The following is a 23,500-nucleotide window of genomic DNA, read 5'->3' on the forward strand; positions in this document are numbered from 1 at the left end:
CTCTGTATTTTCGGGTCTCACCGGCGCTTGGGCTATGCAGAATTACTACTGGGTTTTGGGAGTGGGCACCACGGCTACGGCGGTGCAGATTGAGGAGGCCTATGCGCGGCAGCGGGTCCGCTTCAAGCGGCTGGCCGTGGTGGATAGGGTGATGAAAGCCCGCCTGGCCGATGTAGAAGCCGGGTTCGACATTCTGGGTAATCCCCGTCGCCGCCTGGCCTACGACCTGCTGCTGGCCCAGGAGCCGCTCGCTGCCCACCCGCCGCGGCAGCACGCCGGCTCGAAGCTGCTCGGCTACGCCCGGGTGGCCCGCCGCCTCAATGCAGCCTTGCTGGCCTGCTGCCTCCTGCTGGGCCTGGATTGGGCGCTGCCGCAACACGAATACGCCAACGAAACCGTGCGCACCCGGTTTCCGGTGTCGGTGTCCTCGTCCCTGAGCAACCCCCAGCTGGCCTACCGTGTGCACACCGAGCACACCGCGTTCCGGCTGCCCAGCAGCATCGGGCACCGCGTGCGCGAAGACCAGCGCATTACCGTGTGGAAAACGCCTTTGCTGGGGGTGGTGCGTCGCGTCAGCTCCCCGGCTTCGCCCGATGGCCCGGCGCCGTTTGAGCCGTATGGGGCCACCATTTACGGGGTGTTTGCGCTTTTGCCACTGGTGGTGGCGCTGGTGGCCGCCGTGGGCGTGTGGCCCGGCCGCTCGCCTGAGCTGGTGGTGAACACTGCTTCCGTGGGCGGGCTGCTGGCCGTGCTGGCGCTGCTGGTTATGCTGTGGTTTTGAGGACGACCCAAAAACCTGAAGCGGCGTATTTGGTATAAGACAGGGAAATGGCGTGGCCCGGCGCGCATGGGGAGATGGCGCGTTGTCCATTCCCTGCTGCGGTGCCGCGTCGTTACCCGTTCTGAATTACCAATTATTACCCATGGATTTTACTTCCTCTCGTCCCGAAGACCTGTTTGATGCTGCCCGGCGCGGCGACGTACCCGCCCTTAAAGAGTTGCTGGCTACCGGCCTCGACGTGAACGTGACCACCGACAAAGGCTTCTCAGTTCTCACGCTGGTGGCCTACGGTGACCACCAGGAAGCCGCCCGATTTCTGCTGGAAGCCGGCGCCGACCCCAATATCCAGGACGCAAGCGGTAACTCGGCCCTGATGGGCGTGAGCTTTAAGGGATATGTCGAAATTGCCCGGCTCCTTTTGCAGCACGGGGCCAACCTCGACCTGCAAAATAGCACCGGTGGCACGGCCCTCATGTTTGCCATTCAGTTTGGCCGCAACAACATGGTGCAACTGTTGCTGGAAGCCGGAGCCGACAAGAACATCGCCGATGCGCGCGGCTACACCGCGTGCGGCCTGGCCGTGCAGCAAGGCAACGACGAAGCATTAAGCCAGCTGGAGTAGCCACATAGTACTTCTGAAAGGGCGGCATGGAGACACTTGGGTAGCTCTGTGTCGCCCAGAGGTGGTGTACTAAGGCGTGACCACAAACGCAAAGGCTGCCCAGGTAGCAGTACGCGCCGCCCAACCGCATGGGCTTGCTACCTTGGCCGCATGCGCAGCATTTCATTCAACCCAGCCATGCTGGCAGCGGTGCAGGCCGGCCACAAAACCGTAACCCGCCGCCGCCTGCCCCCCAACTCGCCCCTGCAGCAGGAACCGGACCGGTACCGGTTTGTGGAACTATCCGCGCAGGGCGCGCTGTTTGAGGACTGCCACGCCCTGCCACCCGCGCTGCTGCCCTCGGTGCCGCTGCCCTTCGGCGCGGCCGGTACGCAGTTGAGCGTGCAGGAAAACCTCTTGATTCGGCTGGAATTACGCAGCGTGCTGGCTGAGCAAGTACGCAGTCTCACAACAGCCGATGCGCTGGCGGAAGGCATCCAGGCCCGGCCACTACCGGGTCCGCCGGAATGGGGCGGCGTGGAGCCGATTGCCGGCTCGTCGGGAGCATTCCGGTGGTACAGCAGCCCCATTGCAGCGTTTCAGGGCCTGTTTGAGTCCATCTACCCAATGGCCTGGGCCCGGAATGAGTGGGTGTGGATGATAGAGTTTAGGGTGCTGCCGATTGCTTGGGTAGCTTCCGTTTCAGCCGGCCCCGCCACTGCCTAGACGCCTGATGACGGCCTGAAAATCAGGAAGTAGCTTACTCAGTTTCTGTTGGTGCAAGCCGCTACGGCAGGGGTGGGGTGAAACTGCGGGCACGCAAAAGGCCCGCCGGGTGGGGCGGGCCTGGGGTTAGGCGGGGGGAGTGTCGGCCTCTACTACTTTGGCGGCGATGAAATCGTAGACTTTATTGGCGAGTTGATAGTTGATTTCTTTGATGCGGTCGTGGTTGTATTCTGCCTTGTAGACAGAAGTGAAGATATGAACTGGTTCATCGTCTTCATTATTATCTCCCATTAAGTCATATATATTGAATGTAACAATAAACTGGTGAGATTTAAAGCTGAAATTCAGCATCATGCCTTTATCAAATGTGTTTGATAGCATTCTGAAGCCATACCATAGGAATCTAAATGCAGCCCACGCGATAAGCTCTTTCTGTTCACTAAATGCATTATCAGCGAATTCTTGAGCTTTTTCCAGGGTTTTATTAGAGCTGTGAAACGTTGAATTGTCATCCTCTGAAAACCTGTATAAGAAAGCAATTTCATTTCTAATGAATAAATCGTCAAAACGTTGTAATTGGTCCGATAAATCTTTTAGCCAGAAGCTAAGTATCTCATCATAAATCTGTGACTGTGCTTCTAGACCCCATATGGTTGTTATCGTATCCTCTCGGCTTAACACTTGTTTCTTCAGTAACGCGAGCTTCTTGTCTAAATCATCCGGCTCATCAATGGATTCGCCTTGGGCCGCGCGAATCATAAGGCGCAAACCCGCTTCCACGTTTTCGATGATAAAGCGGAGGAAGGGTTCGGGGTCGCCGGCATCGGCGGCGGAGAGAGCGGCAAGGTAGGGATTGCGGTCGGCGGCTTTGATGACGGTCATCGGGTAGCCGTGGCGCAGCAGAATCAGGTTCATCAGCAGGCGCGACATGCGGCCGTTGCCGTCATCAAAGGGGTGGATGCGGACGAAGCGGTAGTGAAACTCGGCGGCCAGGGCCACGGGGTGCATCGTGGGGGCGGTTTCTTCGGTCCGATACCAGTCCACGAGGTCCCGCATTTGGGCGGGGGTGTCTTCGGGGCTAGCGAAATAGAACATTTCGCCGGTGGCGGTAAGCACGTTGTTGGGCTGTTGCTTGTACTGGCCGGGCACAATCATTTTGCGGGTAGGCACGCCGGTAGCAGTTTGGGCGGGGGTGTAGTAGGCTTCGCCCAGCAGCACCTCGTGCATACCCCGGATGAACTGCTCGGTCAGGGGCCGCTCGTCGCGTACAAAATCTTCGAGCCAGAGCACGGCCTCGTTGTGGCCTTTGATGTCGAGGTGGTCGCGCATGGGCTTGCCGGCTGCCGTAAGGCCGTGCAGCAGCAGCGAGCGGGTTTCGCCAAGCGTGAGGGAGTTGCCCTCAATGGCATTGGAGTTGTAATTCCATTCGAGCCGAAACTTTTGCAGCACCCGCTGCTCCTGTTCGGGGGCCAGGGGACGCAGGACGTCGAGGTCGGCTTTGAAGCGGTTGATTTCGGTGAATAGGGGCATAATCAGGTCGATAATGGGGTGAATTATTGTTCGGCAGGTGGGTCTTGAAGCAGTCGTTTCAACTTGGCCTCTCGTGTTGCCTCTGCTGCGCTGCTGGGGTTGTAGGCGGGGTGTATTGGGAGCGTTGTAAGAAAGGATAACCGGTCGGCATCCATTTCAAAAGAGGGCGGTGGTGAGCCATTTGCATGCATGGCCGTGCGAATTTCTGGCAGGCCAGTAGCTCTGGCTTCCGTTAGATGCAATTCTTTGAGAAAGTCGCCTACCCGGCGGTTTCGGTAATCGCGCGCTACAATGCGCGCGCCACTACGTAGCTGCTCTGACGTGACGGGCGGCAGGGCGCCGGGAAAACTGAGAATCTCAATCCTTGTCAGTCGCACGCTGACCTCAATGGCGTTGGGCAACTCATAGCTCCGGTGGTAAACGGCATTGGCTAATGCTTCTTCCAGTGCGGAAAAAGGATAATTAACGAAGCGTTGGGCTTCTGCTTGGTCAGGGAGTTTCCGTACTTCCTGCTTCAATACCTGGCTTCGCAAGAATGCCAATGCTTCCCGTAGCTGTCGCGGCAAAGGTCCTGTAAAATGTTTCTCGGTGAAGCTTCTTCCGGTTTCGCCAGCGTAAATAATAACTTCGATAGTCGCGCCGGGAAAGAATCTTTCAGGATGCTCATTGAACATGAGCAATCCAATGTTTAGCGGCTTGAAATATTCTGGTGGACCACTGGCAATGCGCATTTGACGGCACAACTCATCGAATGGCATCGTAGCCGCTTCATCGGCTAGTTTGCTATTGATTTCACGCAAGTGTTCCGTAATCAAGCGAAGATTTAGGTCGCTTAACTCAGCATTTCGGTTGATGCGGTCATCAAACGGCACCTTAGCTGTGAGGTCTAGCAACTGTTGCCGGTCAATATCCTTGGCTCTCACCGTGCTAGAAAAGTGACGGACATAATAGTCCTTTTGGCCCTGATGGTCTTTGCCTAAGCTCACCGGTGCCCGGTAGGGTCTGTTATCACCACCGGGTGCCCAAATAACTAATACAAGCTTGCCTTGATATTCTTCGGGCTCAACAACTGGAAAATAATTTGGGACTAATTGATTACATAACTCCAGAAGCTTTTTCTGTATTGTATCGGCTTGCTCTGGCTGCAAGCCGGCGGGCGGCAATACAGGACGCCCTTCATCTTCAGCTATGCCAATGATGAGGTAGCCGCCACCCCAGTTATTAAGGTCATTCGCAAAAGCACAAATGGAGTGAATGACCTTTTCTGGATTCCAGCTTTGCTTAAACTCCAACCGTTCTGACTCGACAACGTGCCCAGTAAGGAGTTGGTCCAGATTGACAGGAAGTGCCATGCTATTCTAATTTAGGTGCAGATACAAACAAGGCAACTAGTCCCCCAGCTTCCCCAGAATCTCCTGCGCGGCCGTGGCGATTACCGTGCCCGGACCGTACACGCCGGCCACGCCGGCATCGTAGAGATACTGGTAGTCCTGGGCTGGAATCACGCCGCCGGCTATTACCAGAATATCCTCGCGGCCAAGCTCCTTTAGCTCCGTGAGCAGCAGGGGGAGCAGGGTTTTGTGGCCGGCGGCGAGGCTGCTCACGCCCACCACGTGCACGTCGTTGTCTGCGGCTTGGCGGGCTACTTCGGCGGGCGTCTGAAAGAGGGGGGCAATGTCCACATCGAAGCCCACGTCGGCGAAGCTGGTGGCGATGATTTTGGCACCGCGGTCGTGGCCGTCCTGGCCCATTTTGGCCACCAGCATGCGGGGGCGGCGGCCTTCGCGGGCCGCAAAATCTTCGGCCGCAGCGCGGGCGGCGGCGAAGGCTTCGTTGTGGTGCATTTCCTGCGAGTACACACCCGATACCGTACGCGTGGTGGCCTGGTGCCGGCCGTACTGGGCTTCGAGGGCGTCGGATATTTCGCCGAGGGTGGCGCGAGCACGGGCGGCGGTCACGGCCAGGGCTAATAAGTTATTTGAGTTAAGAGTTAAGAGTTGAGAGTTAAGGGTTGATTCGGCCGATGCTTCCGTTATTTCAGCTCTCAACTCATCACTCTTAACTTTTAACTCACCGAGGCGGCCAGCGGCCGCTTCGGTGATAGCCGCCAGCGCCACTTTCACGGCCACGTTATCCCGCGTGACGCGGATGTCTTTCAACCGGGCAATCTGGCTTTCGCGCACCGCGTCGTTGTCGATATCAAGTACTTCGACCTCGGTTTTTTCGGTGGTCTGGTACTTGTTTACGCCCACGATGATTTCGCGGCCCGCGTCGATGCGGGCCTGCTTGCGGGCGGCGGCTTCCTCGATGCGCAGCTTGGGCAGGCCGGTTTCGATGGCCTTGGCCATGCCGCCCAGCTCCTCTACTTCCTGAATGAGCGCCCAAGCCTTGTCGGCCAGTTCGTGGGTGAGGGTTTCCACGTAATAGGAGCCGCCCCAGGGGTCTACTACTTTGGTCACGTCGGTTTCGTGCTGCAGGTAGAGCTGGGTGTTGCGGGCAATGCGGGCCGAAAAGTCGGTGGGCAGGGCAATGGCCTCGTCCAGGGCGTTGGTGTGCAGGCTTTGGGTGCCGCCAAGCACGGCGGCCAGCGCCTCAATGGCGGTGCGGGCCACGTTGTTGTAAGGGTCCTGCTCGGTGAGGGAGTAGCCCGACGTCTGGCAGTGCGTGCGCAGGGCCAGGCTTTTGGGGTTGGTGGGGTTGAACGCCTTGATGAGCTTGGCCCACAGCATGCGGCCGGCGCGCAGCTTGGCAATCTCCATGAAGTGGTTCATGCCAATGGCCCAGAAGAAGCTCAGGCGCGGCGCAAACTCGTCAATCTTCATGCCCGCCGCCAGGCCGGCGCGCACGTATTCCAGGCCGTCGGCCAGGGTGTAGGCCAGCTCCAGGTCGGCGGTGGCGCCGGCTTCCTGCATGTGGTAGCCCGAGATGGAAATCGAGTTGAACTTGGGCATGAGGGCCGCCGTGTAGCTGAAAATATCGGCGATGATGCGCATGCTCGGCGCGGGCGGGTAGATGTAGGTGTTGCGCACCATGAACTCCTTCAGAATGTCGTTCTGAATGGTGCCGGCCAACTTGTCCGGGCTCACGCCCTGCTCCTCGGCGGCCACAATGTAGAAGGCCAATATCGGCAGCACGGCCCCGTTCATGGTCATGCTCACCGACATCTGGTCAAGCGGAATCTGGTCGAAGAGAATTTTCATGTCCTCCACCGAGTCGATGGCCACGCCGGCCTTGCCCACGTCGCCCTGCACGCGGGGGTGGTCCGAATCGTAGCCGCGGTGCGTGGCCAGGTCAAAGGCCACGCTCAGCCCTTTCTGCCCACCGGCCAGGTTGCGGCGGTAAAAGGCATTGCTGGCCTCGGCCGTCGAAAAGCCCGCGTACTGCCGGACGGTCCACGGGTTCTGCACGTACATCGAGGCATACGGCCCGCGCAGGTACGGCGCCTGCCCCGCCCCAAAACCCAAGTGGTCGAGGCCGGCCACATCGGCCGCCGTGTACACGGGCTTCACCGCAATGCCTTCGGGGGTGAGCGAAGCAGCTGTTTCGGCCGCGGCAGCGCCGGGTATGGGAGCCGCGTCGTAGGGAATCGTGGAAAAGTCGGGCTTCATTTCGGGGTAGTTGTCAGTTGATAGTTGTCCGGTATTAGGTTGTTTTGGTGTATCAGCCATCAACAGGTGTTGACCACGGACAATAAACAACTAATGAGCAGTTTAGCGCCCTTGCAGGCGGTCCAGGACTTGTTCAGTGGTGTAGCCCTGCACCTTCATTTCCTGGAAGCCAAAGACCCGGACGGCCTCTTGCAGCGTGGGCATGTCAGAGCTGAGCAACGTGGGCGGAATGAACAGCTGCTTCTCGGTCGGAATCTGGTAGATGAAGCGCGCAAACCGCTGGAACTGCTCCGGAGTGGCATACATCAGGGTGGCTTCTTCGGGCGACGAATACAGCAAGGAGACTGTGCCTTTGGGGTGGCTGGCCGCCATTTCGGGCCGCTCGTGGGGCAGCAGTGTGTTCAGGAACGACTCCAGGATAATCTGGTTGGTGTTCGTGCCCAGCAGCACCACGGCCGCGCGTTTGCTCTTCCTTTCCCGGCGCTCAAAGTGCAGGGCTGTGGCCAGGCGCAACACCTCGGTGGGGTACGTAGCGCGCGTCACGTCAAACGACGCCGAGCGCAGCAGCTTTTTGGGGTGGAAGCTAAACTGCTCGCCCCGGTTCTGGAAGCGGTTGGTGCCCACCACCACCTGCTGGCCACTGGCAATGCGCCGGAACGTTTCGGTGGCCGCCTCCTTGATTTCTTCTTGCATCAGGCCGCGCACTTGGGGCAGGCCCCCGGCGGCTTCCATGCGTTGGAAATGCACCCAGGCCTCGCGGGCCAGCTGGTCCGTAAGCGTTTCGAGGTAGTAGGAGCCGGCGGCCGGGTCCTGCACCTGGCCCAGCCCTGATTCTTCGCGCAGCAGCACGGAGAGGTTGCGCGCCAAGCGGCCCGAAAAGTCGTTGGGCTCCGCGTACAGGCTGTCAAACGGCGCCACCGACAAGGAATCGGCCCCGCCTAGCACGGCGCTCATGGCCTCCGTGGTGTGGCGCAGCAGGTTGGTGTGCGAGTCGAGGGTGGTTTGCGTCCAGGAAGAAGTGGCGGCGTGGATGCGCAGCTGCCCGTTCAGTGCCTCAGGCAGCCCAAAGCCGTGCAGCAGCGTGGCCCACAGCCGCCGCAGCGCCCGCAGCTTGGCTATTTCGAGGAAGTAGCTGGGGCCAACGGCCACGTGCACGTGCAGGGCCCCGGCCACCTGCGCCGCGCTGATTTCCTCACTGGGCACATCGGCCAGCAAGGCAGCGGCGGCGTTCAGCGCAAAGGCAATTTGTTGGGTAGCAGTAGCGCCCCGGTCGCCAAAAAAGGCCGCGTTAACCGCCAGGGCCCGAAAGTCGGGCATGCCCGTGGTCAGGCTCACACAGCGGCGCAATTCGTCGCGGTGGTCTGCCGTAGCTGCCCCTTCAGGCCCGCCTGCTGACCGGAAACGCATAAACCCGCGCAGTGCCGTGCCGGGGGCTGCATCCACGAGCTGGCTCAGCAGGTCGGCGGCGCCGGCCGTCACGGTGTAGCCCACGTAGGTGCGGGCCAGGGGGAGCTGTTCGGCCAGGTAGTGCACGGCAAAGGTCGGGGCGTCGGGCAGCACGAAATGAATGCCGTCGGCGCCGTTGCGCAGGGCGGCGGCGGCCAGGTCAATCTGGTTGCGGCCATCGCCGGCCTCCACCGTCAGGGTGGGCACGTTCAGCCAGGGTACCTGCGGGTGGGGCAGGGGAGTGGGCAGCGTGCCCAGGGCCGCCAGGGCTTCGCGGTGGTAAAAAGGCTCCACGTTGAAGCCGTCGGGCAGGTGCCAGCGCAGGGTGGCCGGGTCCTGCCCCTTCAGGTCGCGGGCCAGGCGGGCCTGCCACTCGGCCGTGGTCACGGCCGGAAATTCAGCGAAGGAAACAGGCGTAGCCACGGGGGTATCAGACATAGGAAGGGGGCTCATCGAAGCAGCATTTACGGCAGGCGCGCTCGTGAGAAGGCGAAACCGGGAATGGGCCGAAAGATACCGCGCCCGCCTCAAAGGCCGCGCCGCAAAGGATTGTAGGGCGAGCCAAAACCCCAATCTTAGCGTTACCAGCAAAATAGATTTCGCTCCGACAGCTGCGAAATGGCAGTCCATCATTCTACCACCTTCTTCATCGTTTAAGGAGGCGCTTGGCTAGCTGCGGGCAGAACACAGCGGCATCTTCAGGTACAGCCGTTTATACAAAGCGCTTATCACCACGTCCTCAGCAGTGCTGCGCTTTAACCTTTTCTAGCTGGTCCCAACCGGCGCTTCTGCTTTTTCCGCGAGCGGGACTTCATAATATCGGAGCGGCGTTGGGCAGCAGATTTGTTGGCCCAATCATCCTGCGCCGGCCCCGCAAACCAACTACCTTTGCAACTCGTCACTTAGCTAAAAAATGCGCCTTTCTTGCTTTCGCGTTCCCGTTCTTGGTTTGCTTACGTTGCTGGGCTCCTGCCAGCGCGCCGCCTATGTGCCCAAGGCCAGTTTTGCACCCGTCACCAGCCAGCCGGTTGGCAAAACACAGCCCGAAGACCCCGCCGTGGCCGCCATCATTGCGCCGTACCACGACAAAGTGACCAGCCAGATGCAGGAAGTGCTGGGCACCGCGCCGGTAGCGCTGGTTAAGGCGCCCGGCGAGTCGCCGCTGTCCAACTTCGTGGCCGATTTGCAGCGGGCCCGGGCCAGCCAGGCGCTGGGCCAGCCCGTGCCGCTGGGCGTGATGACCAACGGCGGCCTGCGCGCGGGTTTGGCGGCCGGCCCCGTCACGCTGGGTTCCGTGTTTGAGCTCATGCCGTTCGAAAACGAGCTGGTGGTGCTCGACGCGCCCGGCCCCGTGGTGCAGCAGCTGTTCGAGTTCGCAGCCAAAGTCAAAATGGCGGTATCCGGCGCTACCTACGCCGTTACCTTCGACGGCCTGCCCAAGGACATCCGCATCGGCGACCAGCCGTTCGACATCAACCAGGACAGAACCTGGGCCATTGCCATTTCCGACTACTTGGCCGACGGCGGCGACAACATGGTGTTTTTCAAAACCCTCACGCCCCGCCCCACCAACGTGCTGCTTCGCACCGCCATTGCCGACCACATTCGCGCCCTCACTAAGGAGGGTAAGGCCGTGACCGCCAAGGTGGAAGGCCGTGTAAAGCAGTAAAAAAACTGGACAATATCCTATATATCCGATGACTACTCGCCGCGATTTTCTCCGTCAATCCCTGCTGGGCACCGCCGGCCTCACCGTGCTGGGTGGCCTGGCCCCTTCGGCCGAAGCCGCTACTGCCGCTAAGGGTCCGGTCAAGCTGACCATTCTGCACACCAACGACATGCACTCCCGCATCGAGCCCTTTCCCGACAACGGCGGGCAGTGGGCCGGGCTGGGCGGCATGGCGCGGCGCGCGGCCCTCATCAAAGACATTCGCAGCAAAGAAGCCAACGTGCTGCTCCTGGATTCGGGTGATATTTTCCAAGGCACGCCCTATTTCAACTTCTTTGGGGGCGAACTGGAGTACAAGCTCATGAGCCAGATGAGCTACGATGCCAGCACCCTCGGCAACCACGATTTCGACAACGGCCTGGAAGGCCTGCAGCGCCAGTTGCCCAACGCCACCTTCCCGTTTCTGGTAGCAAACTACGATTTCTCCAAAACCCCCATGGCGGGCAAGATTGCGCCCTACAAGGTGTTTGAGAAGCAGGGCATCCGCATCGGCGTATTTGGCCTGGGCATTGAGCTGGCCGGGCTGGTTGCCGACAAGAACTTCGGCGCTACCGTCTACCTCGACCCCGTAGCCAAGGCCAAAGAGACGGCCGCCCAGCTGCGCGGCCCCGAAAAGTGCGACCTGGTCATCTGCCTCTCGCACCTCGGCTACAAGTACCAGAGCGCCAAGGTGGATGACTGTAAGCTAGCCGCCCAAGTTTCCGGCATCGACCTGATACTGGGCGGCCACACGCACACGTTCATGGACGCGCCCGAACCCATTGCCAGCCCCGACGGCCGCTCCACGCTCATCAACCAGGTGGGCTGGTCGGGTATAAATCTGGGAAGGCTGGATTATGAATTTTCGCCGAAAACCAAACGTGGCGGATTGGCAAGTGCCTCTGTGGTACCGGTTACGGCTGCCTGTTAAAAGCACGACAAAAGCAAGGGGATTTCGGCTTTTTTAAGTGCAGAGTTTTCCACAATTTTGTGCCCCTCTAAAAAATTGGCCTGCTTTCGCGCGGTTCAGTTTTATTGCATTTTTTGTCCCCGGTTCGCACCCGGCTGTTGTCTAACTGCACTCATGCTCAAAGATTTTCGTACGGTTTGGGCTGGCTGTTTGCGCAGCATCTCGGCGGAAATCGGGGAGCAGAGTTTCAAGACCTGGTTCCAGCCTATTGTCCCGGTTGAACTCAAAAGCAACGTCCTGACCATTCAGGTGCCCAGTGCTTATTTCTACGACTGGCTGGAGGAACACTACGTGGACGAGCTGCGCCGGGCGCTCTACAAGGAGTTGGGCGCCGATGGCCGCCTCGAATACAGCGTGGTGGTGGACCAAGGCAACGACCATACCCCGCCCCGGGCCCTGCACCTGCCGCCGCCCCGCAAAGCCGCCGCGCCCGACCCGCGCGATGCCCCCCAAAGCCCATCGCCCGCGCCCATGGGCAACCCGCTGGCCGGCAGTGGCCGGGCCGCCTCGGCGCGCTACGTATCGTCAGGCGCGGTGCGTACCACGCCGCGCGGCAATAACTTCAGCAACAGCGCGAGCAACGCCGACACGCTGGCGCCGCCCCGCAACCCCTTCGACACGGCCAAACCCGTGGACGGCAACCTCGTGCCGTCGCAGCTCAACGGCTCGTACACGTTCGATAACTACATTGAGGGCGACTGCAACCGCTTGGCCCGCTCGGCGGGCCTGGCCGTGGCCAACAAGCCCGGCACCACCAGCTTCAACCCGCTGATGGTGTACGGCGGCGTGGGCCTGGGCAAAACGCACCTCGTGCAGGCCATCGGCAACCACATCAAGGCCACGGCGCCCGAGCGATTTGTGCTCTATGTGTCGGCGGAGAAATTCACCAACCAGTTCATCGACAGCGTGCAGCGCGCGCAGGTGCAGGACTTCGCCAATTTCTACCTGCAGGTCGATGCCCTGATTCTGGACGACGTGCAGTTCCTGGCCAACAAGGGCAAGACGCAGGAGATGTTCTTCCACATTTTCAACCACTTGCACCAGTCCGGCAAGCAGATTGTGATGACCTCCGACCGGCCGCCCAAAGACCTGCAAGGCCTGGAAGACCGGCTGCTGAACCGCTTTAAGTGGGGCCTGACGGCCGACGTGCAAAGCCCCGACTTTGAGACGCGGGTGGCCATCATCCGCAACAAGATGGAGCAGGACGGCATCGATATTCCACCGGACCACGTGGTGGACTACCTCGCCAACTCGGTGCACACCAACGTGCGCGAGCTGGAAGGCGTAATTGCCTCGCTGGTAGCCCAGAGCAGCCTTTCGCGCCGCGACATTGACTTGGAAATGGTGAAGCAGGCCCTGCGCCACATCATTGAAGAGGTGGAAGCCGAAGTGAACCTGGACTTCATTCAGAAGACCGTGGCCGCCTATTTCAACATCTCGGTAGAGCTGCTGAAGGACAAAACCCGCAAAAAAGAAGTGGTGACGGCCCGGCAGGTAGCCATGTACTTTGCCAAGCACCACACCGCCCACACCCTGAAAACCATTGGTTTCCATTTCGGGGGGCGCGACCATACCACGGTGATGCACTCGGTGCAAACGGTATCGGACTTGGTTGATTCGGACAAAAAATTCCGCGACCAAGTGGACGAGCTGCGGAAGAAGTTCGCGAAATAATACTGAGGTAGAGACGCAACATTTTGGGTGTCTACCCCTTATGTCACGAGAACCGCTCTAGGCGGTAGCGGTGGGGCTGCTGGTTTCCACCAGCTGCACGCCGTGGTTGCTGGCAAACTCCCGTACCTGCTCCCGGAAGCGCTTTTTGCGCAATTTCCCTTTTACTTCCCGCAAGTTGAGAGCGTAGACTTCGCCGTCTTTTTGCTGCACGCGCAGCATCATGGGGCGGAGCTCCAGGGCAGCTATTTTCTCGGCGGCAAATACCTGTTTGGCGCGGAAGAGGCCGGCTTTGTGCACAATGTAGCCCGGCGTGAACTCAAGGTAGCTCTGGGTGCCGAAAATGGGCGCGTTGTGCACCAGGATGTAGCCAATGTAGACAAAAGTGAACACCAGGAATACCCAGTGCAGGAAGTGGTAGTCGTTGGCATTGCTGTCGCCCCACATGGAGAACAGCACGTAGGACAGCCAAAAGCCGCCGATGGCTAGCTGCCCCCAAAAGGGAATGCGGGAGGTGTTGGCGGGGCGAAGGCGGATGCGGGTGGTACCAGTGGGCATGGGGCAAATTTAGGGTCTAGATTTTTGTAGTCTATAATGAAAGCAGAACGTCATGCTGAGCTTGCCGAAGCTCTCTGCCGTGCCACTCAAATTAATTGGTTGCGCGGCAGAGAGGCTTCGGCAAGCTCAGCATGACGTTGCTCTAGCTTTTTTCGGACAAAAACTACCCCACAAACTTCGCGTCGAGCGTCATTTCGGGTACGGCGCTCAGGGCTTTGGATACCGGGCAGTTGGCCTTGGCGTCTTCGGCGTGCTTCTGGAAGTCTTCGGCGGTGATGTTGCCGCCGCTCACGCGGCCTTCGGTGCTCACGTGGATGCGCTCGATGACGGGGTGGCCGTTGTTGGGATTCATCGTCACAGTCGACGACGTGGTGATGCTTTCAACCTGGTGGCCGTGCTTGGTGAGCACGCTGGTCAGGTACATGGTGTAGCAGCCGGCGTGGGCCGCGCCGATGAGTTCTTCGGGGTTGGTGCCCTGCTTGCCTTCGAAGCGGCTGCCAACGGAATACGGGGCATTGAGCGCGCCGCTTTCGGTGCTGAGCGTGCCGCTGCCTTTGATGTCGCCGGTCCAGGCGGCGGTTCCTTTGTGGTCTGCCATGGTGTTTGGGTAATGGGTTGGGTAAGAGATGAGGTATTGAAACCGTGCTAACGGCGGCAAGTTAGTGGGGTTGCCGGGCCAGCACCCCGGCGAACTCAGCGAACGTACCTTCGCACCCCTTTCAATGGCGTCTTTATCTGAATTATGGGATTGAAATCAGCGCTGAGCCGCCCGCTGGCCCGGTACATTGCCCGGCGCTACCAACGCTGGCAGCAGCGCCCCGTAGCCACCCAGCAGGAGCTGCTTCGCCAGCTCGCCGCTACTGCTGCTGGCACCGCCTTTGGCCAGGCGCACGACCTGGGCCGCGTGCAGACGCCCACGGACCTGACCCGCCAAGTGCCCGTGCGCGACTACGAAGCACTAAAGCCTTATTTTGACCGCACGCAGGCCGGTGAGGCTGACGTGCTCTGGCCCGGCCACCCGCTGTATCTGGCCAAAACCAGCGGCACCACGTCCGGCACCAAGTACATTCCCATCACGCGTGCCAGCATCCCCAACCACATCAACGGGGCCAAGGATGCGTTGCTGCACTACGTCCACCGCACTGGCCGCAGCCAGTTTCTCGATGGTAAACTCATCTTCCTGTCCGGCTCGCCGGAGCTGGAAATGCACCACGGCATTCGCACGGGCCGGCTCTCGGGCATTGCCAACCACCACGTGCCGGCCTACCTGCGCCGCAACCAGCTGCCCAGCCACGCCACCAACGTCATCGAAGACTGGGAAACCAAGCTGGAGCGCATCGTGGACGAGACGCTGGGAGAGAAGATGACGCTCATATCGGGCATTCCGCCGTGGGTGCAGATGTATTTTGACCGCCTCACGGCCCGCACCGGCCGGCCCGTCAAGGACATTTTTCCCGATTTCAACCTGTTCGTCTACGGCGGCGTCAACTTTGAGCCCTACCGCGCCAAGCTCTTCGAAAGCATCGGCCGGCCAGTGGACAGCATCGAGCTGTTTCCCGCCTCCGAAGGCTTTCTGGCCTTTCAGGACGAGCCCGGCAACCCCGGCCTACTGCTGCTCCTGAACAGCGGCATCTTCTTCGAGTTCGTGCCCGCCGAGCGGTTCTTCGAGCCCGACGCGCCCCGCCTCACCATCGCCGACGTGGAGCTGGACAAGCAGTACGCCGTGGTGCTCACCTCCAACGCCGGCCTGTGGGGGTATTCCATCGGCGACACGGTGCGGTTTGTGAGCTTGGCGCCGCACCGCGTGGTGGTTACGGGCCGCATCAAGCACTTCCTCTCGGCCTTTGGCGAGCATGTCATTGGCGAGGAAGTAGAGCAGGCCCTGCGCGCCGCCATGGCCCAATTTTCCGAAGTCGAAGTCACCGAATTCACCGTAGCGCCGCTGGTGGGCGACGACCCCGCCACGCCCTCGCGCCACGAGTGGCTGGTGGAGTTTGCGCGGCCTCCGCGTGATGTAGCCGCTTTTGCAGGGGCTTTGGATACGGCGCTACGCCATCGAAATAGCTACTACGACGACTTACGGCGCGGCAATATCCTCGTGCCGCTGCAACTCACGCCGCTGCCCGTTGGGACCTTTCAGCGCTACATGAAAAGCCTGGGCAAGCTGGGCGGGCAGAACAAGGTGCCGAGGTTGGGGAACGACCGTAAGGTGGCGGAAGCTCTTAAAAACAAAAGCGCCTTATAATGAAATATTTCGTGCCAAAGCTGTATAGAAATCAGCACTGCGTTTTGGAGAGGACTTACAATGTCCCACGCATCAGTGAAGCTCCCAATATTCGTGAATTATCAGATTTACTTCGTTTAAGTGAAAGCGACGTGATGCAAGCCGCATACTTATCTAAAAGGTAGAGGCTTCGTTAATGTGAATAGAGACACAAGGCCATTCAAGATTACCTGCACACCCGACGGCGCGCAAGCGCTAATTCAAAAAGCCATTCTGGACGAAGGCAGAGAAAAAGCGAACGCAAATTTGTTAAGATGGATGCAGATAACGGGTATACTAGTCGCATCAATGATAAGCCTGGGGACATTTGTGATGAATACGTTGAACACAAATGCTAACTCTAAAAGTATTGAATCCCTAAAGACACAAGTCGATTATTTAAAAAGAGAATTTGAAGACCAGACGCTGAAACTTGAAAGCGAAATACATTTGACCGAAAAGCGCAAAAATATTAGATGACCAAACCTGCCCTCCACGCCCTCTGCCACACTTTCATTGAGCAGCGCATCAACGCCGCCCGCACGGCCATGCGGGCCGCCCAGGAGTCGTCATCCTCCGAAACCAAGAGCAGCGCGGGCGACAAGTACGAGACCGGCCGCGAAATGGCCAACGCCGAGCGCGACCGCAACGCGGCCCACATGCAGCAGGCCCAGCAGCTGCAAGCCGAGCTGGTCCGCATCAACCCCGAGGCCTCCTGCGACACGGTGCGGCCCGGCGCGCTGGTGACCACCAGTATGGGCCGGTTCTACATCAGTGTGAGCGCCGGCAAGCTGGCGGGGGAGGGGCCGGAGGTGTTTGCGGTATCACCCGCCGCGCCGGTGGCGGTGGCTCTCAAGGGGCTGCAGGCGGGCGAGCAGGCCGTGTTCAATGGCAAGGCGGTACAGGTGCTGGCGGTGGAGTAGGGCGCTGGGGCTACCGGGCTTCCCATTCGGCCTTTAGCCCCGGCAGCCGGCCCGTGGCGTCAGCGAGCCAGTGCATGGCCGAGTCCGCATCAGAAAAATAGTGCGACTCAAACCGAATGGCGGGCTGCACCAAATCGTGCAGCGCATCGATAGCCAGCTGGTTGTGGACGCGGCTGCTGTCGATGGCCAGCACCAAATGCTGCAGCGGCAGTTGCACGATGCCGGGCATCCAGTGGGTGCCCAGCCACAGCTCGTCGGCCACCGATATGTTGGGCACGGTGTTCATGTCGAGTAGCAAGACGCGCACGCTCAGCTGACGGGCCAGTTCCAGCAGTTGCGTGGCACTGGACCGAAGCGAATCTGTGCCCACGACAGTAATCCATTCCAGGCGCAGCAAGCCCAATGCTTCGTCGTGCTGCAAACGAAAATCGGGGATGCTGCTGATTATCACAATGACACGGCCTAGATGCCTTCGAAAGGGAATGTGCGCTTCGGGTTTGCGGGGTTAATTGTTGCGGTTGCCGACCAAGACGGGCGCCGCGAGGTACTCGGCACTGCTGCCTACTTCCATTCTCCACCGCCGTCGGCGGGCTTGTCGCCTTCGGGCTTGAGGAGGCGGAATTCGACGCGGCGGTTCACCCGGGCGTCGGCGTCGGTCAGCTCGTCTTTGAGGGGGCGGGAAGAGCCGTAGCCCAGGCTTTCGATGCGGTCGGGCTTGATGTTGCCTTTGCGCTCGATGTATTTGCGGATTTCCTCGGCGCGGTTTTGCGAAAGCTGCTCGTTCACGTCGGGGTCGCCGCTGGTGTCGGTGTGGCCGCCAACGTTGAGCCGGAACGTGGGGTGGTCGACCAGGAAGATGGCAATGCGGTCAAGCGTGGAGTACATGGAGGGAAGGATGGCCGACTTGCCCTGCTGAAACTCAATGTTCTTGAAAATTAGCGGCAGCTTGTAATCGATGCTGTTCGTGAGCAGCGCCATCACGGTGTCGCCCTTCAACAAAAACTGCTTTTCCACGCTGAAAAAATCGGTGCTCTGGATGAGCATGGCGTAGTGCGAGCCCTCAATCAGCTCAAAGTCAAACGTGCCGTCGGGCCGGATAAACTTGCTGGCTACCTCGACGCCGTTGTCCAGGTCCATGATGCTCACGATGCCCTTGAGCGGCTGGCTGGACACCGAGTCCAGCAAGGTCCCTTCGACGTGGGTGGTGGCCAGGGGCTGGGCCTCCATGGGCAGCGGGAAGGAGTAGAGGTCGAGGTTGTTGAGGTCCGTAGCTTCGGAGCGGGCGTAGTAGAGGTTTTTGCTGTCGCGGTCGATGGTAAAGTAGTATTCAGAACCCTTGCCGTTTACCAATGGGCCAATGTTTTTGGGCTCCTGCCAATGGCCGCGCACCCGGTAGGTTTTGTAGATGTCAAAGTCGCCGAAGTTCAGCAACTGGCCCCGCGAGCTGAAGTACAACACGTGGTAGAGCGGATGGTAAAAGGGGCTCACTTCGCTCTCGCGGGTGTTTACCACTGGGCCGGCGTTCTCGGCGGGACTCCACTGGCCGTTTTTCAGCTTGTGCGTGAAATAGATATCCGACAGCCCGAAACCACCCAGGCGGTCGGAGGCAAAGTAGAGCGTGTCCTCGTTTTGGGAAAGGGTGGGCTGCGAGTCCCAGGCCGGCGAGTTCACCTCCTTGCCCAGGCTCTTGGGGGCACTCCACTTGCCGTCTTTGCCCTTGGTGGCCGTAAACAGGTCGCAGTTGCCGCTGCAGGTGGCGCACTCGCAGCGGGCGAAGAAGATGGTGCGGCCGTCTTTGCTCAGGCAGGCCGAGCCTTCGTTGTTGGGCGAGTTGATGGGCTTGGGCAGCGGTTCGGCATCGGTCCAGCTGATGCCTTCGCGGTGCGAGGTGTACAGGTCCTCGTCGATGACCTCGGTAATGCCGCGCCGTTTGCGCTTGCTGCTGAAAAGCATCGTGGAGTCGTTGCCGCCCAGTGCCGGCCCGTAGTCCGGCATCTTGCTGTTGATGGCGTCGCCCATGCTCGTGTACACACCTTTGGGCGGGCGAAACGTGCTGATGTTCTTGCGGTACTCCACTAGGGCATAGTACGTTTTCAGGGGCACGTACAGGACCTGGTTTTTCTTCTCCAGCGAGTCGTAGTACAGCTGAATTTTGGTGATGTCGGTACGCTGGTGCTTGAGGGCGAGGCGGTAGTATGCCAGGGCTTTGGCCTGCTGGTTGTCGCGCTCCAGCAGCTGGCCCAAGCGCCAGAGCATGTCGGTGTTGCGGGCGAAGTTGGTGGGGCCAAACTCGGCCACGTAGCCTTCGAGTAGCGCACGGGCCGTGCGGTAGTCGCGGCGCTTTTCGGCTCTGGCCAGCGCCCGCAAGGCCTTCTTGTTCTCATAATAAGGGTAGCGGTTGATGTTGGCAAAATCCGGGGTGCCGTCGGGGCGCAGGCGCAGCTTGCGGCTGTTGCGGCTGGTGAGGGCCGCCGTGCGGTAAGTGCCGGGGGCTATGGCCGGGGCGCCGGCTTTGCCAGCGGCTGGCTGCGTGGCGGGCTGGCGGCTAGCCGGGGCGGCCGAGGCCCCGCCGCTGGTGGTATCGGTAGAGGGGGAAGCGGCTGGCCGGGTGCTTTTAGGGGTCCGGCGTTGCGCCTGGGCCTGGGGAGCGGCGGCCATTCCCGCGAGTAGCAGGAAAAGAAATTGGCACCGACGCAATAAAAGGAACATTGGAAGAGTAATGAAAATATATAATTCACGCAAGTTGCCAACAATTTAGCGATTTACGCACTGCTACCGAGCAGAACCGTGCCCGCAGGTGCGCCGCTTTGGCGGATGACCCCTCCTGGCACGGCCCTTGAGACCCGAAGGCGCCCGGGGACCGTATCTTGTGTGTCCTCTTTCTCGGAGCACCGGGCTGCCAATCTGGCACCTGCGGCTGTTGTTTTTGGCTTTATCCCCGCCCATGCGTCTGGCATCTGTTCTTCCTTTCCTAACGTCCCCAATTCGGGCGTTTCACGACAATAATTCCCAACCCGAAGCCATTGCGATAATGGCCGCCGACCCCGACCACCTGCTGCGTGGCGACGACGCGCCGCCTACGCTGCCCCTGCTGCCGGTGCGCAACACCGTGCTGTTTCCGGGGGTGGTGCTGCCGGTTACGGTTACGCGCAAAAAGAGCATTAAGCTGGTGCGCAAGGCCTACGCGGCCGATAAGCTGCTGGGCGTAGTGGCCCAAAAAAGCCCCGATGACGCCGAGCCCACCACCGACGAGCTGCACCCCGTGGGCACGCTGGCCCGCATTCTGAAGCTGTTGGAGCAGCCCGATGGCCAGGTCACCATTATCCTGCAGGGGCAGGTGCGCTTCACCATCGAAGAGCAGCTGACCTTCACGCCCCAGCTCACGGCGCGGGTGAGCTACTTTGCCGAAGTGGCCCTGAACGTGGAAATTCCAGGCGAATTTGGCTTGTTGCAGGCCCTGCGCGAGGCGGCCACCAAGGTGCTGGAGCTCACCCCCGAAATCCCCATGGAGGCGCGGGCCATGCTCGACGGCATCCAGTCGCCGGCCTTTCTTACGCATTTCCTGTCCTCCAACGTGCAGCTTGACCTGCCCGCCAGGCAGAAACTGCTGGAGTTGGCCGACCCCGAGCAGCAAGCCCGCCAGCTGCTGGAGGCCCTGCTGAGTCAGGCCGAGCTACTGGAAATCAAGCAGGACATTCGCTCGAAAACCCACACCGGCATCGATGCGCAGCAACGCGAGTACTTCCTGCGCCAGCAGCTCAAAACCCTGCAGGACGAGCTGGGGCAGGACGGCCCGGACGAGGACGTGAACCGCCTGCGCGCCCGCGCCGAAACCAAAAAGTGGCCCGAGAACGTCGCGCTTCATTTCAAGAAAGAAATGGAAAAGCTGGCCCGGACCAACCCCATGGCGCCCGACTACTCGGTGAGCATGAACTACGTGGAGTTCCTGCTCGACCTGCCCTGGGGCGAGTACACCAAGGATAAATTCAACCTCAAGCAAACCAAAAAAATCCTCGACGCCGACCACTTCGGCCTCGAAAAAGTGAAGGAGCGGATTCTGGAGTACATCGCCGTGCTCAAGCTGAAGCAGGACCTGAAGGCGCCCATTCTGTGCCTCTACGGGCCTCCCGGCGTGGGCAAGACTTCGCTGGGGCGTAGCATTGCGGCCGCTATGGGCCGCAAATACATCCGGATGAGCCTGGGTGGCGTGCGTGACGAAGCCGAGATTCGTGGCCACCGCAAAACCTACGTGGGCGCCATGCCCGGCCGCATCATTGCGCAGATTAAGAAGGCCGGCTCGTCGAACCCGGTCATTATTCTTGACGAGATTGACAAGGTGAGCAGCGACTTCCGCGGCGACCCCAGCTCGGCCCTGCTCGAAGTACTGGACCCGGAGCAGAACGCTACCTTCACCGACAACTACCTGGAGGTGGAATACGACTTGAGCAAGGTCCTGTTCATTGCCACAGCCAACTCGCTCGACACCATTCAGCCCGCCCTGCGCGACCGGATGGAAATCATCGACCTGACCGGCTACACCCAGGAAGAGAAGGTGCAGATTGCGCGCAAGCACCTCTGGCCCAAGCAGCTGAAGGACCACGGCCTGGACGAAGCCGAAGTGAAAATAACCGACGCCGCCCTGCACCGCGTGGCCGACGACTACACTCGGGAAAGCGGCGTGCGCGGCCTAGAGCGCAAGCTGGCCGCCGTGACGCGTAACCTGGCCCGCCGCAAGGCCGGCAAGGAGCCGCTGCCTGCTGTGATGGAGCCCGCCGAAATCCGCAAAATCCTCGGCGCCGCCATTTTCGACCGCGACCAGTACCAGGACAACGACACCGCCGGCGTGGTCACGGGCCTGGCTTGGACCAGCGTGGGCGGCGACATTCTCTTCGTGGAAAGCCTGCTGAGCCGCGGCCGGGGCAAGCTCACGCTGAGCGGCCAGCTGGGCGATGTGATGAAGGAATCGGCCATTACGGCGCTATCCTACCTGCGCAGCCGGGCCGATGAAATTGGCATCGATTACCGCCTGTTTGAGCAGTACGACCTGCACATTCACTTCCCCGAGGGCGCCGTGCCCAAAGACGGACCCAGTGCGGGCATCGCCATCTTCACCAGCATGGCTTCGGCCTTCACGCAACGCCGGGTGCGCCCGCGCCTGGCCATGACCGGTGAAATCACGCTGCGGGGCAAGGTGCTGCCGGTGGGCGGTATCAAGGAGAAGCTGCTGGCGGCCCGCCGCGCCGGCATGAAGGACATCATTCTGTGCCCCAAGAACCGCAAGGACATTGAGGAAATCCAGGAAGATTACCTCAAAGGTCTCACCATTCACTACGCCGACCGCGTGGACGATGTGCTGCGCGTGGCCCTGCTCGATGAGCTGGTGCCGCACCCGCAAAAGCTGCCCGTGCGCGACGAGCCCGTGCCCGTGGTTGGTCCCAGCGTGGAGGTGCAATAAAAAACCCAATTGGTCGCTCCGAGCGCATTAATCCCCGTTCCGAAGTACTTTCTGCTTCTTCGTGACCGTTTGGTGCCTTTGCAAGGGCTACTTGCCGCTTAACTTAGCCATATGAAGCACGTTTTCGCTTGCCGGCTGGCCGGTTTTTGCCTGTTGTTGGGAATAGTCGGCTGGAAGCCGGCTGCCGCGCAGCAGCTGGGTGGGGGCAAGGTGTTTCCGTTCCTGGACCTGCCGGCGGGGGCGCAGCAAGCGGCCTTGGGCGGCCACAACGTGTCGAACCGCAACGACGACCCTACCATGCTCTTCGCCAATCCGGCCCTGCTGAACGCGGACATGGACGGCCGCCTGGCGCTGAGCTATGTGGCCTACGTAGCCGACATCAAGCAAAGTACCGCGGCCTACGTGTTCAATACTCAGAAGTACGGGCGCTTCGGCGTGGGCATCACCTACCTCAACTACGGCAGCCTGGAGAGCTACGACGCGGCTGGCAACAGCCTGGGTACGTTTGGCGTGAACGAGTACACGGTGGGCGTATCGGACTCCTACACCACCGGCAACTACACGTTTGGCGCCACCACCAAGCTGGCGGTTTCCAGCATTGCCGGCAACCGTTCCTTCGCGGGCGTGGCTGACGTGGGCGTGGTGTACAAGCACCCCACGCAGGACTTTACGGCGGGCTTGGCCGTGAAAAACGCGGGGTTCCAGTTCTCGCCCTATCCTGGCACCAGGCGCGGCCCCTTGCCGCTGGACGTGCAGTTGGGCGCCACCATCAAGCCCGAGCACATGCCGCTGCGCTTTTCGCTCACCGCGCACCATCTGCAGCAGTGGGACATTCAGTACCTCGACCCCAACCAGCGCACCCCTCTGAATGCCGACACGACCCGGAAACAGCCCGGCCGAAGCTTTGGCGACAACCTGGCCCGACACTTCACGGTGAGCGCCGCGCTGGTGCTGGGCAAGGGGCTGCAGCTGCGCGCCGGCTATAACCACCTGCAGCGCCGCGAGCTGCGCCTGGAAAATACTGGCGGCGGCGCGGGCCTCAGCTTTGGCGTCATGCTGAAACTTGCGGGCTTCCAAATCGATTATACCCACGCCACGCTGCAGGCCGCGGGCTCCAGCGAATACTTCACCCTGGCCCGCAACCTGGATTCGTTGTTTAAGAAGAAAGAGTAATTTAACCGTAAGCTACAATTCAGGAACGTCATGCCGAGCTTGCCGAAGCATCTCTACCGCGCCACTAAACCCATCCGATTGGATTGC

General features: G+C 60.4%; 18 protein-coding genes. 10 read left to right on the top strand and 8 right to left on the bottom strand.

Going from position 1 to position 23,500, the window contains the following annotated elements; all coding sequences use genetic code 11:
* Positions 1–34 precede the first annotated feature (34 nt).
* The 3 genes from BEN47_RS02295 (at position 35) to BEN47_RS02305 (ending at position 2,108) form a co-directional block, all read left to right on the top strand.
* Positions 35–781 (top strand): J domain-containing protein, encoded by a 747-nt coding sequence (locus BEN47_RS02295; protein ID WP_070724646.1) that lies wholly within the window; start codon positions 35–37, stop codon positions 779–781.
* Positions 782–923: 142 nt separating this feature from the next.
* Entirely contained in the window at positions 924–1,403 is a 480-nt protein-coding gene (locus BEN47_RS02300; protein WP_070724648.1) for an ankyrin repeat domain-containing protein, read from the top strand.
* A gap of 150 nt (positions 1,404–1,553) precedes the next feature.
* On the top strand, positions 1,554–2,108 hold the full coding sequence (locus BEN47_RS02305; RefSeq protein ID WP_070724650.1) for a hypothetical protein: 555 nt from the start codon (positions 1,554–1,556) through the stop codon (positions 2,106–2,108).
* A gap of 126 nt (positions 2,109–2,234) precedes the next feature.
* Here the strand turns inward: BEN47_RS02305 and BEN47_RS02310 are convergent, their stop codons facing one another.
* From BEN47_RS02310 to BEN47_RS02325, 4 genes are all read right to left on the bottom strand, one after another.
* Positions 2,235–3,638, bottom strand: a complete 1,404-nt coding sequence (locus tag BEN47_RS02310; RefSeq protein ID WP_070724652.1) for a Fic family protein — start codon at positions 3,636–3,638, stop codon at positions 2,235–2,237.
* A gap of 23 nt (positions 3,639–3,661) precedes the next feature.
* Entirely contained in the window at positions 3,662–4,990 is a 1,329-nt protein-coding gene (locus BEN47_RS02315) for an RNA/DNA-binding domain-containing protein (RefSeq protein WP_070724654.1), read from the bottom strand.
* A gap of 36 nt (positions 4,991–5,026) precedes the next feature.
* Complete coding sequence (gene scpA / locus BEN47_RS02320) at positions 5,027–7,246, bottom strand: methylmalonyl-CoA mutase (RefSeq protein WP_070724656.1); 2,220 nt, start codon at positions 7,244–7,246, stop codon at positions 5,027–5,029.
* A 102-nt stretch (positions 7,247–7,348) separates the two neighbouring features.
* Positions 7,349–9,130, bottom strand: coding sequence for a methylmalonyl-CoA mutase family protein (locus BEN47_RS02325; RefSeq protein WP_070724658.1), 1,782 nt, complete (start codon positions 9,128–9,130; stop codon positions 7,349–7,351).
* A gap of 511 nt (positions 9,131–9,641) precedes the next feature.
* Here BEN47_RS02325 and BEN47_RS02330 point away from each other — a divergent pair.
* The 3 genes from BEN47_RS02330 (at position 9,642) to dnaA (ending at position 13,044) form a co-directional block, all read left to right on the top strand.
* On the top strand, positions 9,642–10,361 hold the full coding sequence (locus BEN47_RS02330; protein WP_158010805.1) for a 5'-nucleotidase C-terminal domain-containing protein: 720 nt from the start codon (positions 9,642–9,644) through the stop codon (positions 10,359–10,361).
* Between the two features lie 28 nt (positions 10,362–10,389).
* Positions 10,390–11,331 carry a bifunctional metallophosphatase/5'-nucleotidase gene (locus BEN47_RS02335; RefSeq protein WP_070724662.1) on the top strand — a complete coding sequence of 314 codons (942 nt, stop codon included), beginning with the start codon at positions 10,390–10,392 and terminating at the stop codon, positions 11,329–11,331.
* A gap of 153 nt (positions 11,332–11,484) precedes the next feature.
* Positions 11,485–13,044: a chromosomal replication initiator protein DnaA gene (dnaA, locus tag BEN47_RS02340; protein WP_083322038.1), complete on the top strand. Its 1,560-nt coding sequence runs from the start codon at positions 11,485–11,487 to the stop codon at positions 13,042–13,044.
* Positions 13,045–13,101: 57 nt separating this feature from the next.
* Here the strand turns inward: dnaA and BEN47_RS02345 are convergent, their stop codons facing one another.
* Both BEN47_RS02345 and BEN47_RS02350 read right to left on the bottom strand, forming a co-directional pair.
* Complete coding sequence (locus BEN47_RS02345; protein ID WP_070724663.1) at positions 13,102–13,599, bottom strand: hypothetical protein; 498 nt, start codon at positions 13,597–13,599, stop codon at positions 13,102–13,104.
* Between the two features lie 163 nt (positions 13,600–13,762).
* The gene (locus BEN47_RS02350; protein ID WP_070724665.1) at positions 13,763–14,197 is read right to left on the bottom strand and encodes an OsmC family peroxiredoxin; all 435 of its coding nucleotides are present in this window, start codon (positions 14,195–14,197) and stop codon (positions 13,763–13,765) included.
* A 144-nt stretch (positions 14,198–14,341) separates the two neighbouring features.
* Here BEN47_RS02350 and BEN47_RS02355 point away from each other — a divergent pair, with 144 nt between their 5' ends.
* Positions 14,342–15,844 carry a GH3 family acyl-acid amido synthetase gene (locus tag BEN47_RS02355; protein ID WP_070724668.1) on the top strand — a complete coding sequence of 501 codons (1,503 nt, stop codon included), beginning with the start codon at positions 14,342–14,344 and terminating at the stop codon, positions 15,842–15,844.
* Between the two features lie 494 nt (positions 15,845–16,338).
* On the top strand, positions 16,339–16,785 hold the full coding sequence (locus BEN47_RS02365; RefSeq protein ID WP_070724672.1) for a 3-oxoacyl-ACP synthase: 447 nt from the start codon (positions 16,339–16,341) through the stop codon (positions 16,783–16,785).
* 10 nt (positions 16,786–16,795) lie between these two features.
* On the opposite strand, the gene BEN47_RS02370 is transcribed toward BEN47_RS02365, so the two are convergent.
* Positions 16,796–17,236, bottom strand: a complete 441-nt coding sequence (locus BEN47_RS02370; RefSeq protein WP_070724675.1) for a hypothetical protein — start codon at positions 17,234–17,236, stop codon at positions 16,796–16,798.
* Between the two features lie 110 nt (positions 17,237–17,346).
* Entirely contained in the window at positions 17,347–19,443 is a 2,097-nt protein-coding gene (locus BEN47_RS02375) for an OmpA family protein (RefSeq protein WP_083322039.1), read from the bottom strand.
* Between the two features lie 373 nt (positions 19,444–19,816).
* On the opposite strand from BEN47_RS02375, the gene lon reads away from it, so the two are divergent.
* Together lon and porQ are read left to right on the top strand one after the other, a co-directional pair.
* Complete coding sequence (gene lon, locus BEN47_RS02380; RefSeq protein ID WP_094122992.1) at positions 19,817–22,240, top strand: endopeptidase La; 2,424 nt, start codon at positions 19,817–19,819, stop codon at positions 22,238–22,240.
* Between the two features lie 111 nt (positions 22,241–22,351).
* Entirely contained in the window at positions 22,352–23,413 is a 1,062-nt protein-coding gene (porQ, locus tag BEN47_RS02385; RefSeq protein ID WP_070724679.1) for a type IX secretion system protein PorQ, read from the top strand.
* Positions 23,414–23,500: the final 87 nt, after the last annotated feature.

The sequence above is a fragment of the Hymenobacter lapidarius genome (assembly GCF_001816145.1).
Lineage (GTDB): Bacteria > Bacteroidota > Bacteroidia > Cytophagales > Hymenobacteraceae > Hymenobacter > Hymenobacter lapidarius.